Source organism: Dactylosporangium sp. NPDC050688 (assembly GCF_040654515.1).
GTDB lineage: Bacteria > Actinomycetota > Actinomycetes > Mycobacteriales > Micromonosporaceae > Dactylosporangium.
Genome location: NZ_JBFAIC010000126.1, coordinates 1 through 14,363, shown reverse-complemented (window position 1 = coordinate 14,363; position 14,363 = coordinate 1). Strand labels below are relative to the sequence as shown.

Below are 14,363 nucleotides of genomic sequence, written 5' to 3'. Positions count from 1 at the left end.
CGTGCCCCGGTCGTCCGGACGACCGGGGCACGACTTCGATCAACCAAGCAAGATCACAAGCCCCCGTTGTCCCCGAAGTGCAGCGCCCGGGTGGTCGTGGACCTCCAGGGAGGACCACGACCACGCGGCAGCGTGTCAGTTCAGCACGGCCAGTTCCAGCCGCTCCAGCGTCGATGGGTCGCCGAGCAGCTCGATCTCCACGACCCGGCCGTTCTCCACGACGAAGTCGAAGACCACGCGTGGCCTGCCGCCGGCGGACCACACCGCGCCGACGAAGCCGTCGACGAGGGCCGTCTGCGCGACCCGTGCGCGGCCGGCGAACGTCTCGGCGACCGCGTCGGCGCCGTGGACCTCGGGGGCGGCGCCGGCCAGGACCGTGGCGGCGTCGGCGCGCAGGACGACGTCGGGGTCCAGGAGGGCGAGCAGGGCCTGGAAGTCGCCGCCGCGGGCGGCGGCCAGGAACGCGTCGACGACCTCGCGCTGGCGGGGCAGGTCGGGTTCGGTCTGGGCGCCCTGGACGCGGCGGCGGCCGCGGCTGGCGAGCTGGCGGGCGGCCGCGGGGGAGCGGCCGACGATGGTGGCGATGTCCTCGAACGGCACGGCGAACATGTCGTGCAGCACGAAGGCGAGCCGTTCCGCAGGGGCCAGGGTGTCGAGCACCACCAGCATCGCGAGGCCCACGTCGTCGGCGAGGAGGGCCTCCTGCTCGGGGTCGGTGGCGGCGGGGAGCACGGCGGGCAGGCCGACGTCCTCGGTGGGGTCCTCGGGGCGGGACTTGCGGCTGCGCAGCATGTCCAGGCTGATCCGCCCGACGACGGTGGTCAGCCAGCCGCCGAGATTGTCCACGGCGGCGTGGTCGGAGCGGCTCAGCCGCAGCCACGCCTCCTGGACGGCGTCCTCGGCCTCCGTGAGGGAGCCGAGCATCCGGTACGCCACCCCCCGCAGATGGCGGCGGTGCTCCTCGAACCGTTGAGCCAGCAGGTCCTCGTCGTTGTCCACGATCACATCCTCGGTCGGGGTCACGGCTTAGGCTTGCATCATGACCGCACCGGCACGCAGCACAGCGCAGCGCATCGACGACACGCTGCGACGGCTCGAGCGTGACGTCGACGCCTGGGTGGCGACGGCCTCGGCCGAGGGGGAGCCGTGCATGGTGCCGTTGTCGTTCATGTGGGACGGTGCGACGCTGCTCTTCTCCACCGCGCCGGGCAACCCGACGGCCCGCAACCTCGCCGCCGGTGGCCGGGCCCGGGTCGGGATCGGGGAGACCCGTGACGTGGTGCTGATGGAGTGCGACGTCGAGCCGGTCCCGGCCGCCGAGATGGCGCCGGAGGTGGTCGACGCGTTTGCGGCGAAGGCGGGGTTCCGGCCGGGTCCGCGGTACGTGTACCTGCGCATGACGCCGCTGTGGGTGCAGGCGTGGCGCGAGGTGAACGAGCTCGCCGGCCGGGACCTGCCGAGCCTCAGCGCGAAGGCCACGGAGGCCACGGAGGCCACGGAGGCCACGGAGCGGCTCACGCCACTGACGTGAAGGCCAGCTGCTCCCACGGCCCGGCGCTCGCGCCGTTGCCGCGCAGCATGTTGGTGTAGCTGCCGGTCATGTCGACGCGGACGCTCACCCAGCCCTTCGTCGCCTGGTTGCGCAGGAAGTACCGGCCGGCGTCGGACCACACCTCGAAGACCTCCCAGTCGCCCGGCCACTCGCCGCGGCCGCGCAGCATGCCCTTGGAGTTGCCGGAGTAGCCGTACTCGGCCGAGACGAGGTAGCCGGAGCTGGCCTGGATGTAGATGAGGTCGGTCCGGCCGTTGTAGGCGCAGATGTTGAAGTGCTCCCAGGTGCCCAGCGCCCCGGCGGAGGACCTGGCGCGCAGCATGTTGTGGATGCTGCCGGTGTACCCCTGCTCCTCGGAGACGTAGCGTCCCGCCCGGTAGCTGAAGATGTAGTAGCGCCGGCAGATCGAGGCACCGGGGATCGTCGTCGGCGCGAGCGCGTTGGCCTGCACGCCGCCGGCGCCGCCGGTGAGGTCCAGCGGAGTGCGCTTGAGCCCCTGCGCCGCCGGGTCGTCGTCAGCGGAGGCGGCGGCGGAGGAGGCAGCGGCGGAGGTGGCGGCGGAGGTGGCGGTGCCGGGTGGCGCGGTGCCCGGGCGCGGCTCCGCCGACGCGGTCCCGGGCACCAGCAGCGCGGTCAGGACAACGGCAGCGGGCAGCAACCCCCGGGCACGGCGCACAGTGACTCTCCAAGCATGTTCGGTGATGACCCCGCCGGACATGCTGGACGAACGCATCGATGAGTGTCAAGACCCGCCGAGAAGCTTGAGGGTAGCCGTGTGCAGCGGGGCGCTGCGGGCGAACAGCGACGGGCCGGCGCCGGGGGCCGGGCGCCCGTCGAGGCCGCTGTACCGCCCGCCGGCCTCCGTCACGATCAGCGAGGTGGCGGCGAAGTCCCACACCTGGCCGCGGGTCTGCACGGCCAGGTCGAGCCGCCCGTCGGCGACGAGCAACGCCGCGTGCGTCGGCCACGGCTCCTTGCGCGCCACGGCGGTCAGCGGCGCGAGCATCGCCCACTCCGCCGGGAACACCTGACCGTCGTCGGGCACGACGCCGAGCGAGGCGCCGTCTGGGGTGTCGGTGCCGCCGGGGGCCACCCGCAGGCGCCGGCCCGGTCCGTCGTCGCCGATGCGTCCCCGGTACGCCCCGCCGCCGCGCCGGGCCCACCAGAGCTCGCCCTGTGCCGGTACCGCGGCCGCGCCTGCGACGATCTCGCCGTCGTCCTCCAGGGCGACCAGCACCAGCCACCGGTCGTCGCCGGCGACGAACATCGCGGTGCCGTCGATCGGGTCGACGATCCAGCGCCGCCCGCCGGCCCCGGTCAGCCCGCCCTCCTCGCCGAGGACCGCGTCGCCGGGGCGCGCCGCGGCCAGCACGTCGCGCACCGCGGCCTCCACCGCCCGGTCGGCCTCGGTGACGACGCTGCCGTCGGCCTTGACCTCCCGGGGCAGCTGGGCGAGGGCCGCGAAGTACCGCAGCCCGACCTCGGCACCGGCGAGCGCGGCGCGGCGCGCCAGGGCGACGTCGTCGGTCACAGGCGGGCCAGGTCCACGAAGTACGTCGGGTACGTCTTCGACACGCACCGCGGGTCCCGGATCTCGATGCCGGGCACCCGCAGGCCGAGCAGCGCCAGGCTCATCGCCATGCGGTGGTCGTCGTACGTGTGGAAGGCCGTCGGCGCGGGCGTGCCCGGCGTGACGGTGAACCCGTCCTCGTCCTCCACGGCGTCGATGCCGGCCCGGCGCAGCTCGGTGACGACCGCGGCGATCCGGTCGGTCTCCTTCTTGCGGATGAAGCCGATGCCGCGCACGCGGGTGGGGGAGTCGGCGAACACCGCGACCGCCGCGAGGGTCTGCGCGGTGTCGGAGATGTCGGCCATGTCGACGTCGATGCCGTGCAGCGTGCCGGTGCCGGTGACGGTGACCCGGTCGGCGGTCCGCTCGACCCGCGCGCCCATCTGCTCCAGCAGGTCCGCGAAGCGCACGTCGCCCTGCAGGCTGGCGGTGCCGAGACCCTCGACGGTGACCCGGCCCCCGCTGATCGCGGCGGCGGCGAGCAGGTACGACGCGGCGCTCGCGTCGGGCTCGATCGCGTAGTCCGTCGCCCGGTACGGCTGCGGCCGCACGTGCAGCCCGTCGACGGTGACCCCGAACGCCGCCATGACGGCTGCGGTCGCCTCGACGTAGGGCACCGACACCAGCGGCGAGGTCAGCTCCACCGACAGCCCCTCGGCCATCAGCGGTCCCGCCATCAGCAGCCCGGACAGGAACTGGCTGGACAGGTGGCCGGGCAGCGCGACCTTGCCGCCGGCGACCGGCCCGGTCACGGCGACCGGCAGGAACCCGGGCTCGGCGAGGTCCTCGACGGTCGCACCGAGCTCGCGCAGCGCGTCGGTCAGCGGGCCGAACGGCCGCGCCCGCAGCTGCGCCGAGCCGTCCACGACGCTGCGCGCCGGCCGCAGCGCCGCCGCGGGCACGACGAACCGGCCCGTGGTGCCCGACTGGCGGGCGTCGACGGTGGCGGGCTGCGTCTGCGTGCGCGGGTCGACGCCGTCGACGACGACCGTGTACGCCGCCTCGTCGACCGTCAGCGTCGCGCCCAGCGCCCGCACGGCGCCGAGCATGGCGTGGGTGTCGTCGGCGAACAGCACCCCGGTCAGCGTGCTGCGGCCCGGCGCGAGGGCGGCGCACAGCAGCGCGCGGTTGGTGATGCTCTTCGAGCCCGGCGGCCGCAGCGATACGTCGGGCGGCGCGCTCAGCGGGGTGACGGCAAGGACGTCCGGCAGCTCATCGGCATGGAGGCTCACTCCTCGATTGTCCCGCAGCCCGCCGGCCGCGCGAGGGCGACCTCATCCCGTCCCAAATCCTTTCGCCGTCTGGTACGAGCCGTCGCCGGCCTCCTCGAGTCCGACGGTGCCGCCGAGGAGCCCGGCGGCGGTGGCGGAGACCCGCAGCCGTCCGGAGGCGGCGAGGTCGGCGAGGCGGGTCGCGGCCGACACCGCCGGCCCGATCAGCCGGTCGCCGGCCGCGCGGGGCGGCTCCCCGACGTCCAAGCCGAAGCGGACCATCGTCATCGCCCGCGGCCGCAGGTACCCGGCGGCGTCGCGGACCGCGTCGCCCGGGTCGTCGTAGAGGACCAGGACGTGGCCGTCGGCGGCCTGTGCCACCCGGCCGGCGCGCAGGTGCGCGGCGACGTCGTGCGCCGCGGCCGAGCCGCCGATCGCGAGGACGGCGACCTGCGCCGCCGGGGAAGAGGAGGACTGCACGGCACCGAGTATCTGGCCCGGCCCCGCCGCGGCACAGAGCCCCGCGCCGGAAACTTCCACCGCGGCGTCCACCGTGGACCGTTCGCCTCCTAACGATGAGGGAGGGTCGCCCGACCGACTCGATTCTGGATCCACCGAACGGCTCACCCTCGGGTGATCGTGACCACAGCCATCCGTGGCCGTCGGTGCCTGCGCGCCACCCGTACCATTGCCACATCGATTCTCAGAATCCTTGCCACACAACGGCTTCACGCTTTGCCCGGGCCGCCGCACGACACGTTCCGGACGTTGTTCGGGTGTCTGCTCACCTCCGCGGGCGGTTGCGTCTACTGTGGAATCCCAACCAGCTATTTGCCGGTTTCGGTGGCGCGTGTTGCATTTGCGGTGCACAGTGATGTCATGAGCAGCAGCGGTGCTGAGCGGTACTACTGGTGCCTTTCCCACCAACGGGTCGAGTCCGAGGCAGACATGTGCGCCGGAAGGGATCGGCTCGGCCCCTATGATTCGGCGTCAGAAGCCGAACAGGCGCTGACAACAGTCCAGAAACGCAACGAGGCGTGGGACGCCGAAGACGAACGGTGGGAAGGCAAGCACTAGCACGACGTCGCAGCCGGCGGCGACCGCGAACCGCCTCCGGCACGCGACCACGTTCGACCCGTCTCCACTCGCACAACCCAACCGCGAACATCCCGCAGGACGCGGGAGAACTCCTCCAGGAGGACCACGATGGCCGCAGCTAAGAAGGCCACCACGAGATCGGCCGCAACGGGCGCGGCCGCGACAACTCCCACAGTGACCGCGACCCCCGCCAGGGCCGCGAAGACGGTCGCCGCCGCAGCTCCCCGCCGGCGCGCGACCCCCGCCTCGCTGACGGTCGCGACGCCGGCTTCGGCGTCGTCCACCACCGGTGCGGGCTCCGCTTCGGCGTCCCCGACGCCGGCAGCAGCGTCCGGCGCGCCCGCGTCCGGCGCGGCGAAGGCAACCCCGGCCGCTTCCAAGGCTACCGCCGCGAAGGCCGCCACCAAGGCGACTGCGGCGAAGTCGGCCACCCCGGCCGCGAAGTCCACGGCGTCGAAGTCGGCGGCGAAGTCGGCTACCCCGGCGTCGAAGGCGGCCACGGCGAAGTCGGCCACGGCCAAGGCGACTCCGGCGGCGAAGTCGGCGGCGGCGAAGTCGGCCGCGGCGACTCCGGCGGCGAAGTCGACCGCGGCCAAGTCGGCCACCGCGAAGGCAACGCCTGCGGCCAAGTCGACCGCAGCGAAGTCGGCGGCGAAGGCGGCCACCCCGGCCGCGAAGCCGGCGGCGGCGAAGTCGGCCACGGCGAAGGCGACTCCGGCGGCCAAGTCCACGGCGGCGAAGACGACCACCACGGCGGCGACCCCGGCGCCGAAGTCGACGGCGAAGTCGACGGCGGCGAAGACCACGGCGAAGGCGGCCGCCAAGTCGGCAGCGGCCAAGTCGACCGCGAAGGCGACCCCGGCGGCGTCGAAGGCCACCACCGCGAAGGCCACCACGGCAAAGGTGACCCCGGCGAAGGCGGCCACGAAGTCGGCGGCGAAGGCCGCTCCGGCGACCAAGGCCGCCCCCGCGAAGCCGGCGTCGAAGGCGACCGCGGCGAAGTCGGCGGTCAAGTCCGCAGTCAAGGCGGCGGCGAAGGCCACCACCGCGGTGAAGTCGGCCGCGACGAAGGCGGTCGCCAAGGCCACCCCGGCGAAGTCCGGCACCAAGGCCACGAAGTCGGCGGCCACGAAGGCGGCTCCGGCGAAGTCGGCCACGAAGGCCGCTCCGGCCACGAAGGCCGCTCCGGCCACGAAGGCCGCTCCGGCCACGAAGGCGGCTCCGGCGGCGAAGGCCACCGCGGCGAAGACGGCGAAGGCCACGGCGGCGACCAAGGCGGCCGCGAAGACGGCCAAGGCCACCGCCAAGGCCACCCCGGCCGCGACGAAGGCGGCTCCGGCGAAGACGGCGAAGGCCACCACGGCGAAAGCCACGGGCGCGAAGGCGACCACGGCGAAGGCCACGGCGGCGAAGGCGGCTCCGGCGAAGGCGGCGAAGGCCACCACGGCGAAAGCCACAGGTGCGAAGGCCACCACGGCGAAGAGCACGGCGGCGAAGGCGGCTCCGGCCAAGGCCACGAAGACCGCGGCCACCGCGGCGAAGGCGGCCCCGGCGAAGACCGCGAAGGCCACCACGGCAAAGGCCACGGCGACCAAGGCGGCACCGGCGAAGACGGCCAAGGCCACGGCGGCGACCAAGGCGGCCGCGAAGACGGCCAAGGCCACCCCGTCGGCGGCGAAGGCGGCCCCAGCGAAGGCAGCCAAGGCCACCACGACCAAGGCCACCCCGGCCAAGGCCGCGGCCCCGGCGAAGACCGCGAAGGCCACCACCGCCAAGGCAGCCCCGGCCGCGAAGGCGACGGCGGCCAAGCCGACCGCGAAGGCCGCCCCGGTGTCGAAGGCAGCCGCGTCCAAGGCGACGGCGAGCAAGGCGACCGCGAAGGCCGCCCCGGCCGCGAAGGCGACGGCGGCCAAGGCGACCGAGGCGAGCAAGGCGGCTCCGTCGGCGAAGGCGACCGCTTCCAAGGCAGCGGCGTCCAAGGCGGCTCCGGCGAAGACCGCGAAGGCACCCGCCTCCAAGGCAGCGGCGAGCAAGGCAGCCCCGGCGGCCAAGGCGACCGCGAAGGCAGCCCCGGCGGCGAAGGCGACCGCTTCCAAGGCAGCGGCGACCAAGGCGGCCCCGGCCGCGAAGGCCATCGCGGCGAAGACGGCCGCGACCAAGGCAGCCCCCGCAGCCAAGGCAACGGCGGGCAAGGCGACGCCGGCGGCCAAGGCGACCGCAACCAAGGCCCCGGCGAAGACCGCGGCCAAGGCGACGGCCACCAAGACCGCCCCCGCCAAGACCGCCCCTGCCAAGACCGCAGCCAAGGCCACCGCGAGCAAGGCCACCGCGAGCAAGGCCACCGCGCGCAAGGCGGCAACGCCGAGCAAGGCCGCGGCCAAGGCGGCCCCCGCCAAGTCGGCCAAGGCCACCCCGGCAAAGGCCGCCGAGGCCCCGGCCGAGGCGACCCCGGCCACCACCGCGCCGGCCGAAAGCCCGGCCGAGACCCCGGCGGCGACCCCGGCGGCGACCTCGGCCGAGACCTCGGCCGAGGCTCCGGCCGCGACGGCGACCGAGGCTCCGGCCCCGGCGTCGACCGAGGCGGCCGCACCCGCCCCGACGGCGCCCGCGAAGAAGGCGCCCGCCAGGAAGGCGCCCGCCAAGAAGGCGAAGAAGGCCGAGTCCGCGCCCGCCCCCGCGGCGCCGGCGGAGCCGGCCACGCCGCCGGCGGTCGTGTCCGAGGGGGGTCTGGACGCCGGTACGCCCGGTGACGTGGAAGGTTCGGCGAGCGTGCCGGCGGGTGGTGGCGCCACTGAGGCCATCCCCGGGCGCGAGAACGGCAACAACGTCGAAGGGGCGTCGAGCATGACCCCCGAGGACTGGGCGAGCCTGGCCCGTCCGTGACGGTGTGAACGGCAGCGGCGGCGTCGTGGTCCCACGGGACCGTGGCGCCGCCGCTTCGCGTACCGGGGCGGTGTAAGACTGTGCCGTGGTCTTACGACGTATCCGAGCGGCCCGCATCGACTTCTCCGGGCTGCGCCGAGAGCTCGACCTGCCCACCGCGTTCCCCGAGGCGGCCGACCGGGAGGCCGAGGCCGCCGCCAAGGACCGGCACGAGGACCGGGAGGACCGCACGGCCCTGGAGTTCGTGACGATCGACCCGCCGACGTCCAAGGACCTCGACCAGGCGCTGCTGCTGCAGCGGCAGGGCACCGGCTACCGCGTGTACTACGCGATCGCCGACGTGGCCGCGTTCACCGTGGCGGCGCCCGCGATCGAGGCGGAGACGTGGCTGCGGGGGCAGACTGTCTACCTGCCCGACGGCAAGGTGCCGCTGCACCCGCCGGTGCTCAGCGAGGACGCCGCCAGCCTGCTGCCGGACCAGGACCGCCCGGCGGTGCTGTGGACGATCGACCTGGACGGCACCGGCGCGACCGTCGGCGTCGACGTGCGCAGGGCGACGGTCCGCAGCCGGGCGAAGCTCAACTACGCGCAGGTGCAGCGCGACGTCGACGCGGGCACGCCGCATCCGTCGGTGCAGTTGCTGCCGGAGCTCGGCCGGCTGCTCATGCAGCGGGGGCTGGAGCGGGGCGCGGTCAACCTGCCGATGCCGGAGCAGGAGATCGAGCCCGACGGCGACGGCTGGAAGCTCGTCATCCGGGGGCCGGTCCCGGTCGAGGAGTTCAACGCCCAGATCTCGCTGCTCACCGGCATGGCCGCGGCGCAGATCATGCTCAAGGGCGGGATCGGCATGCTGCGGACCATGCCGCCGCCGCAGGAGGATGCGGTACGGAAGCTGCGGCTGGCCGCGCACGCGCTGCGCCTGCCGTGGCCGGACGGGGCGGGCCCGGGTGGGGTCATCGCGGCGCTGGATCCGATGGACCCGAAGGCGGCGGCGCTGATCGACCAGGCCGCGGAGATGATGCGCGGCGCCGGCTACACCCCGTTCGACGGCGAGACGCCCGAGCAGCCGCTGCACGGCGCCGTGGCGGCTCCGTACGCCCACGTGACGGCCCCGCTGCGGCGCCTGGCCGACCGGTACGTCACCGAGGTGTGCCTCGCCCTGCACGCGGGCACCGAGGTGCCGGCCTGGGCCCGTGACGCGCTGCCGCGGCTGCCGGAGGTGATGAGCCGCACCGATCGGGTCGCCAACGCCGCCGAGCGCGGCGCGGTCGACCTGGTGGAGGCGGTCCTGCTGGAGCACCGCGTCGGTGAGGAGTTCGACGCCGCGGTGCTGGACGTGGAGCGGCGCCGGGCCGACATCGCCCTGGACGAGCCGCCGGTACGGGCCCGCTGCGAGGGCCGGGAGGACGGCGGGGATCTGCCGCTGGGTGAGCGGATCCGGGTACGGCTCACTGAGGCCGACCCCACCCGCCGCAAGGTGCTCTTCCACACGGTAAGACTTGACGCATGAGCTACGAGCAGATCGAACTGCCCGACGTGTCCGCGCTGCGGGTCGGCATCATCGGCGGGACCGGGCCGCAGGGCCGCGGCCTCGCGTACCGGTTCGCCAGGGCGGGTGTGCGGGTGCTGGTGGGCTCCCGCTCCACGGAGCGCGGTGCCCAGGCGGCGCAGGAGCTCAACGCGCTGCCCGGGGTGGCCGCGGAGGCGGAGGGCGGCGACAACGCGTTCGCCTGCCAGGCCGACGTGGTCGTGATCGCGGTGCCGTGGGAGGGGCACGCGGCGACGGTCGCGGAGCTGGCCCCGCTGCTGACCCAGGGCAAGGTTGTTGTCGACTGCGTCAACCCGCTCGGGTTCGACAAGCAGGGGCCGTTCGCGCTGCCGGTGCCCGAGGGCAGCGCCGCCGAGCAGGCCGCGACGCTGCTGCCGGAGGCCCGGGTCTGCGCCGCGTTCCACCACGTCAGCGCGGTGCTGCTGGCCGACCCGGAGGTCGAGCGGATCGACCTGGACGTGCTCGTGCTCGGCGACGACCGGGAGGCGGCCGCGCAGGTGCAGGCCCTGGCGGGCCGGATCGCCGGCATGCGGGGCGTGTTCGCCGGTCGGCTGCGCAACGCCGGGCAGGTCGAGGCGCTGACGGCGAACCTGATCGCGATCAACAAGCGGTACAAGGTGCACGCCGGCATCCGGGTGACGGACCTGTGAGCACGTTCGACCCGTGGTCGCCGGCGTTCGTCGCGCACCCTTATGAGGCGTACCGGCAGCTGCGCGAGCACGAGCCGGTCAGCTGGTTCGAGCCGAGCAACCAGTTCCTGTTCTCGCGGCACGAGGACGTCAACGCGCTGCTGCGGGACCGGCGGCTGGGCCGCACGTACCTGCACGTCGCCACGCACGAGGAGATGGGCCGTACGCCCCCGCCGGCGGAGGACGAGCCGTTCTGGCGGCTCAACAACAACGGCATGCTGGACCGCGAGCCGCCGGACCACACCCGGCTGCGGCGGCTGGTGTCGCAGGCGTTCACGCCGCGGCGGGTCGAGGCGCTGCGGCCGGTGGTGCAGCGCCTTGCCGACGGCCTCGTCGACGCACTCGTCGCCAAGGGTGGCGGTGACCTGATCGCCGAGGTCGCCGAGCCGCTGCCGGTCACGGTCATCGCCGAGCTGCTGGGCATCCCCGACGCCGACCGGCACCACCTGCGGCCCTGGTCGGCGGCGATCTGCGGCATGTACGAGCTGAACCCGCCCCGGGACACGGCGGCCGCGGCCGTCCGCGCCGCCGAGGAGTTCTCCGAGTACCTGCGGGTCCTGGCCCGGCGCCGGACGATCGACCCGCAGGACGACCTGATCAGCGCTCTCACCGCGGTGGAGGGGCTCAGCGAGGACGAACTCATCGGCACCTGCGTGCTGTTGCTCAACGCCGGGCATGAGGCGACGGTCAATGTGACCGGCAACGGATGGTGGGCGCTTTTCCGCAATCCGGATCAGCTGCGAAAAATTCAGACGAATCCCGCACTGGTACCGGGCGCGATCGAAGAACTGATGCGGTTCGACACGCCGTTGCAGATGTTCGAACGGTGGGTCCTGGAGGACATCGAGGTCCGCGGGCAGACGATCCGCAAAGGGCAGGAGGTCGCGCTGCTGTTCGGCTCCGCGAACCATGATCCGGCCGTGTTCAGCGACCCGGAGCGCCTCGACGTGGAGCGCCGGGACAACCCGCACATCTCCTTCGGCGCCGGAATCCACTACTGCCTGGGCGCGCCGCTGGCGAGGATCGAGCTCGCCGCGTCGTTCGGCGCGCTGCTGGCAAAGGCGCCCGGGCTGCGGCTGGAGCGGGAGCCGCAGTGGAAACCCGGATATGTGATCAGAGGCCTGGAAAGGCTCGACGTATCGCTGTAGGAGAAATGTTTCACCCCGTCAGGCTGTGGCCGATGTCACCTGTGCATCGTGGCACATCGCAGGATTGGGGTCGTTGATGGCCGTATTCGAGGCCATTGCCAGCATCCGTACCTCCGTCTCGGAGGTCTCCAGCAGCTCCGCCGGCCTCGCCAGGGCCTCCCAGGAGCTGTCGAGGGTCAGCGCCGAGGTCTCCGGCGCGGCCACGTCGACCAGCGCGCAGATGGCCGACGCGTCCGCGTCCTCCAGTGAGGTGTCCCGGCACGTCAGTACCGTGGCGACCGGCGCCGAGGAGATGGGCGTGTCGATCCACGAGATCGCCCGCAACGCCGCCGACGCGGCCGGGGTGGCCTCCGGCGCCGTACGCGAGGCCGCCGCCGCCAACGAGAAGGTCGAACGGCTCGCGGTGTCCTCCACCGAGATCGGCAACGTGCTGAAGCTCATCACGTCGATCGCCGAGCAGACGAACCTCCTGGCGCTCAACGCCACCATCGAGGCGGCCCGGGCCGGCGAGGCGGGCAAGGGCTTCGCCGTCGTCGCCAACGAGGTCAAGGACCTGGCCCAGGAGACCGCGAAGGCGACCGAGGACATCCGCCAGCGGGTCACCGCCATCCAGGCCGACACCGGCGCCGCCGCGGACGCGATCCGCAAGATGGCCGGCGTCGTCGAGGAGATCAACCAGTACCAGGCGACGATCGCCTCGGCGGTCGAGGAGCAGTCCGCGACCACGGCCGAGATGAGCCGCTCGGTGGCCGAGGCGGCGACCGGCGCGGAGAAGATCGCGGGCAACATCGCCGGGGTCGCCGACGCCACGACCGCCACCACGCACGGCGTCGCCGCCGCCGAAGGCGCCGCGGCCGAGCTGGCGCAGATGTCACAGGACCTGCGCCAGCTGGTCTCGCACTTCAAGTTCTAGCGTTCGGCACCGGCACCGGCACCGGCACCGGCACCGGCACCGGCGCTGTTCAGAAGGTGTGCTCCTGGGCCGGGAACGCCCCGGAGCGCACCTCGTCGGCGAACGCCCGGGTGGCCTCGCCGAGCGCGCCGGCGAGGTCCGCGTACCGCTTCACGAACCGCGGCGCCTTCCCGGTGCGCAGCCCGGCCATGTCCTGCCAGACGAGCACCTGGGCGTCGGTCTCCGCGCCGGCGCCGATGCCGACGGTGGGGATGCGCAGCTCGTGGGTGATGCGCTTGGCGACCTCACCCGGCACCATCTCCAGCACCACCGCGAACGCGCCGGCCTGCTCGACCGCGTGCGCGTCGGCCACCACCTCGTCGGCGGCGTCGCCGCGGCCCTGCACCCGGTACCCGCCGATCGTGTGCTCGCTCTGCGGCGTGAACCCGATGTGCGCCATGACCGGGATGCCGGCCCCGGTCAGCGCGGCGATCTGCGGCGCGACCCGCACGCCGCCCTCAAGCTTGACGGCGTGGCAGCCGCCCTCCTTCATGAACCGCACCCCGGTGCGCAGCGCCTGGGCCGGCCCCTCCTCGTACGACCCGAACGGCAGATCCCCGACGACGAGCGCCCGCCGCGTCGAGCGGACCACGGCCCTCACCAGGGGCAGCAGCTCGTCCTCGGTCACCTGTACCGTCGAGGCGTAGCCGTACACATTGTTGGCGGCGGAGTCGCCGACCAGCAGGACCGGGATCCCGGCCTCGTCGAAGATGCCGGCCGTGTACTGGTCGTACGACGTCAGCATCGGCCACCGCTCGCCTCGCTCCTTGGCGGCGAGCAGGTCCCTGGTGCGCACCCGGCGGTTGACGGCACCGCCGTACAGCGACTGGACTTCGGACATCGATGTCCTCCCTCGGACTCCTCGAGGCCCCGACGCGGGGTCCCCGGGCTGTTCACCCCGATGGTCGCACCGGCACCTGCCCACCGGCACCACGGATGCGAAATGTCACTGTTCCTGGCTTCGACGGCTGGCAGTTCCTAGCTTCGGCGCGGCTACCGCCGCGGGCCGGCCGGGGGGTTCCCACCCCGGAGCCCCCCATGCTCGCTGGCGCTCGCACTGCCTGCGCTGCGCGCGGCAGCTTCCTGCGCATGCGCGCACCATCCCGGCGGCCGACCCGGTTCGATCCGTCGCCCGGCACGCCGTGGCGCCGCTCCCCCTCGCGGTCGCGCCCGGCTCGCTTGATCTCGCCCGCTTGATCTCGCTCGTTTTGATCTCGCTCGTTTTGATCTTGTCGGCTTGATCGAAGTCGCGTGGTGGTCGTCCAGGTGGCCCGCACGCGACTTGGATCACCACGGTGGTCCGGCCGGCCTGTGGTGACAGCCGCGCAGGTCGGCTCCGCCGGGCGCGGTATCCCCGCTCGGCCCGCGCGGGCACGGCGCCGGCCGCTCGTCGGCGCGTCATTGCCTGGCAAAGCGCCGGGGCAGGGCGTCGGCGCCGCACCGCGGCGCGCGGTAAGCAGCCGCTCCCGTGGTGGTCGCGACCGGTTCGCTCGATCTTGCTCGCTTTGATCTTGCCGGGTTGATCGAAGTCGCGTGGTGGTCGTCCAGATGGCCAGGACGCGACTTGGATCACCGCGGTGGTCCGGCCGGGTGGGACAGCGACCACCGGCGATGCTGCGCGCACGCGCGTGAGGCTGCCGCGCGCCAGCGCAGGCAGTGCGAGCGCAGCGAGCATGGGGGGCTCCGGGGTGGGAACCCCCCGGCCGGCCCG

General features: G+C 73.8%; 14 protein-coding genes. 7 read left to right on the top strand and 7 right to left on the bottom strand.

The window, feature by feature from the left end:
- Positions 1–135 precede the first annotated feature (135 nt).
- Positions 136–999 carry a sigma-70 family RNA polymerase sigma factor gene (locus tag AB0H83_RS50320; protein WP_360110661.1) on the bottom strand — a complete coding sequence of 288 codons (864 nt, stop codon included), beginning with the start codon at positions 997–999 and terminating at the stop codon, positions 136–138.
- 40 nt (positions 1,000–1,039) lie between these two features.
- On the opposite strand from AB0H83_RS50320, the gene AB0H83_RS50315 reads away from it, so the two are divergent.
- Positions 1,040–1,531: a pyridoxamine 5'-phosphate oxidase family protein gene (locus AB0H83_RS50315; protein WP_360110658.1), complete on the top strand. Its 492-nt coding sequence runs from the start codon at positions 1,040–1,042 to the stop codon at positions 1,529–1,531.
- Here AB0H83_RS50315 and AB0H83_RS50310 read toward each other — a convergent pair.
- The 4 genes from AB0H83_RS50310 to AB0H83_RS50295 form a co-directional block, all read right to left on the bottom strand.
- A complete protein-coding gene (locus AB0H83_RS50310) occupies positions 1,515–2,228 on the bottom strand; it encodes a hypothetical protein (RefSeq protein ID WP_360110656.1) in 714 nt (237 codons plus the stop codon). The genes AB0H83_RS50315 and AB0H83_RS50310 overlap by 17 nt on opposite strands.
- A gap of 66 nt (positions 2,229–2,294) precedes the next feature.
- Entirely contained in the window at positions 2,295–3,083 is a 789-nt protein-coding gene (locus AB0H83_RS50305; RefSeq protein ID WP_360110653.1) for an inositol monophosphatase, read from the bottom strand.
- Positions 3,080–4,354 carry a 3-phosphoshikimate 1-carboxyvinyltransferase gene (aroA, locus tag AB0H83_RS50300; RefSeq protein ID WP_360110650.1) on the bottom strand — a complete coding sequence of 425 codons (1,275 nt, stop codon included), beginning with the start codon at positions 4,352–4,354 and terminating at the stop codon, positions 3,080–3,082. Before aroA ends, AB0H83_RS50305 begins: the two co-directional genes overlap by 4 nt.
- 42 nt (positions 4,355–4,396) lie before the next feature.
- Positions 4,397–4,813, bottom strand: a complete 417-nt coding sequence (locus tag AB0H83_RS50295; RefSeq protein ID WP_360110647.1) for a hypothetical protein — start codon at positions 4,811–4,813, stop codon at positions 4,397–4,399.
- Positions 4,814–4,972: 159 nt separating this feature from the next.
- On the opposite strand from AB0H83_RS50295, the gene AB0H83_RS50290 reads away from it, so the two are divergent.
- Entirely contained in the window at positions 4,973–5,410 is a 438-nt protein-coding gene (locus AB0H83_RS50290; RefSeq protein ID WP_360110645.1) for a hypothetical protein, read from the top strand.
- On the opposite strand, the gene AB0H83_RS50285 is transcribed toward AB0H83_RS50290, so the two are convergent.
- Positions 5,407–8,130, bottom strand: a complete 2,724-nt coding sequence (locus AB0H83_RS50285) for a hypothetical protein (protein ID WP_360110642.1) — start codon at positions 8,128–8,130, stop codon at positions 5,407–5,409. The two genes, AB0H83_RS50290 and AB0H83_RS50285, sit on opposite strands and share 4 nt — an antisense overlap.
- A 52-nt stretch (positions 8,131–8,182) precedes the next feature.
- Between AB0H83_RS50285 and AB0H83_RS50280 the strand changes: the two genes are divergently transcribed.
- From AB0H83_RS50280 to AB0H83_RS50260, 5 genes are all read left to right on the top strand, one after another.
- Entirely contained in the window at positions 8,183–8,314 is a 132-nt protein-coding gene (locus tag AB0H83_RS50280) for a hypothetical protein (protein WP_360110639.1), read from the top strand.
- Positions 8,315–8,399: 85 nt separating this feature from the next.
- Entirely contained in the window at positions 8,400–9,824 is a 1,425-nt protein-coding gene (locus AB0H83_RS50275) for an RNB domain-containing ribonuclease (RefSeq protein WP_360110636.1), read from the top strand.
- Positions 9,821–10,513, top strand: coding sequence for an NADPH-dependent F420 reductase (npdG, locus tag AB0H83_RS50270; protein ID WP_360110633.1), 693 nt, complete (start codon positions 9,821–9,823; stop codon positions 10,511–10,513). The genes AB0H83_RS50275 and npdG overlap by 4 nt, the downstream gene beginning before the upstream one ends.
- Positions 10,510–11,700, top strand: coding sequence for a cytochrome P450 (locus AB0H83_RS50265; protein ID WP_360110630.1), 1,191 nt, complete (start codon positions 10,510–10,512; stop codon positions 11,698–11,700). Before npdG ends, AB0H83_RS50265 begins: the two co-directional genes overlap by 4 nt.
- 76 nt (positions 11,701–11,776) lie before the next feature.
- A complete protein-coding gene (locus AB0H83_RS50260; protein WP_360110627.1) occupies positions 11,777–12,613 on the top strand; it encodes a methyl-accepting chemotaxis protein in 837 nt (278 codons plus the stop codon).
- A 49-nt stretch (positions 12,614–12,662) separates the two neighbouring features.
- On the opposite strand, the gene panB is transcribed toward AB0H83_RS50260, so the two are convergent.
- Entirely contained in the window at positions 12,663–13,493 is an 831-nt protein-coding gene (gene panB, locus AB0H83_RS50255; RefSeq protein ID WP_360110624.1) for a 3-methyl-2-oxobutanoate hydroxymethyltransferase, read from the bottom strand.
- Positions 13,494–14,363: the final 870 nt, after the last annotated feature.

Bases quoted from the DNA above. Each gene is read 5' to 3' on its own strand.
- AB0H83_RS50315 (WP_360110658.1), top strand. From the start codon at position 1,040: ATGACCGCACCGGCACGCAGCACAGCGCAGCGCATCGACGACACGCTG.
- npdG (WP_360110633.1), top strand. From the start codon at position 9,821: ATGAGCTACGAGCAGATCGAACTGCCCGACGTGTCCGCGCTGCGGGTC.
- AB0H83_RS50260 (WP_360110627.1), top strand. From the start codon at position 11,777: ATGGCCGTATTCGAGGCCATTGCCAGCATCCGTACCTCCGTCTCGGAG.
- panB (WP_360110624.1), bottom strand. From the start codon at position 13,493: ATGTCCGAAGTCCAGTCGCTGTACGGCGGTGCCGTCAACCGCCGGGTG.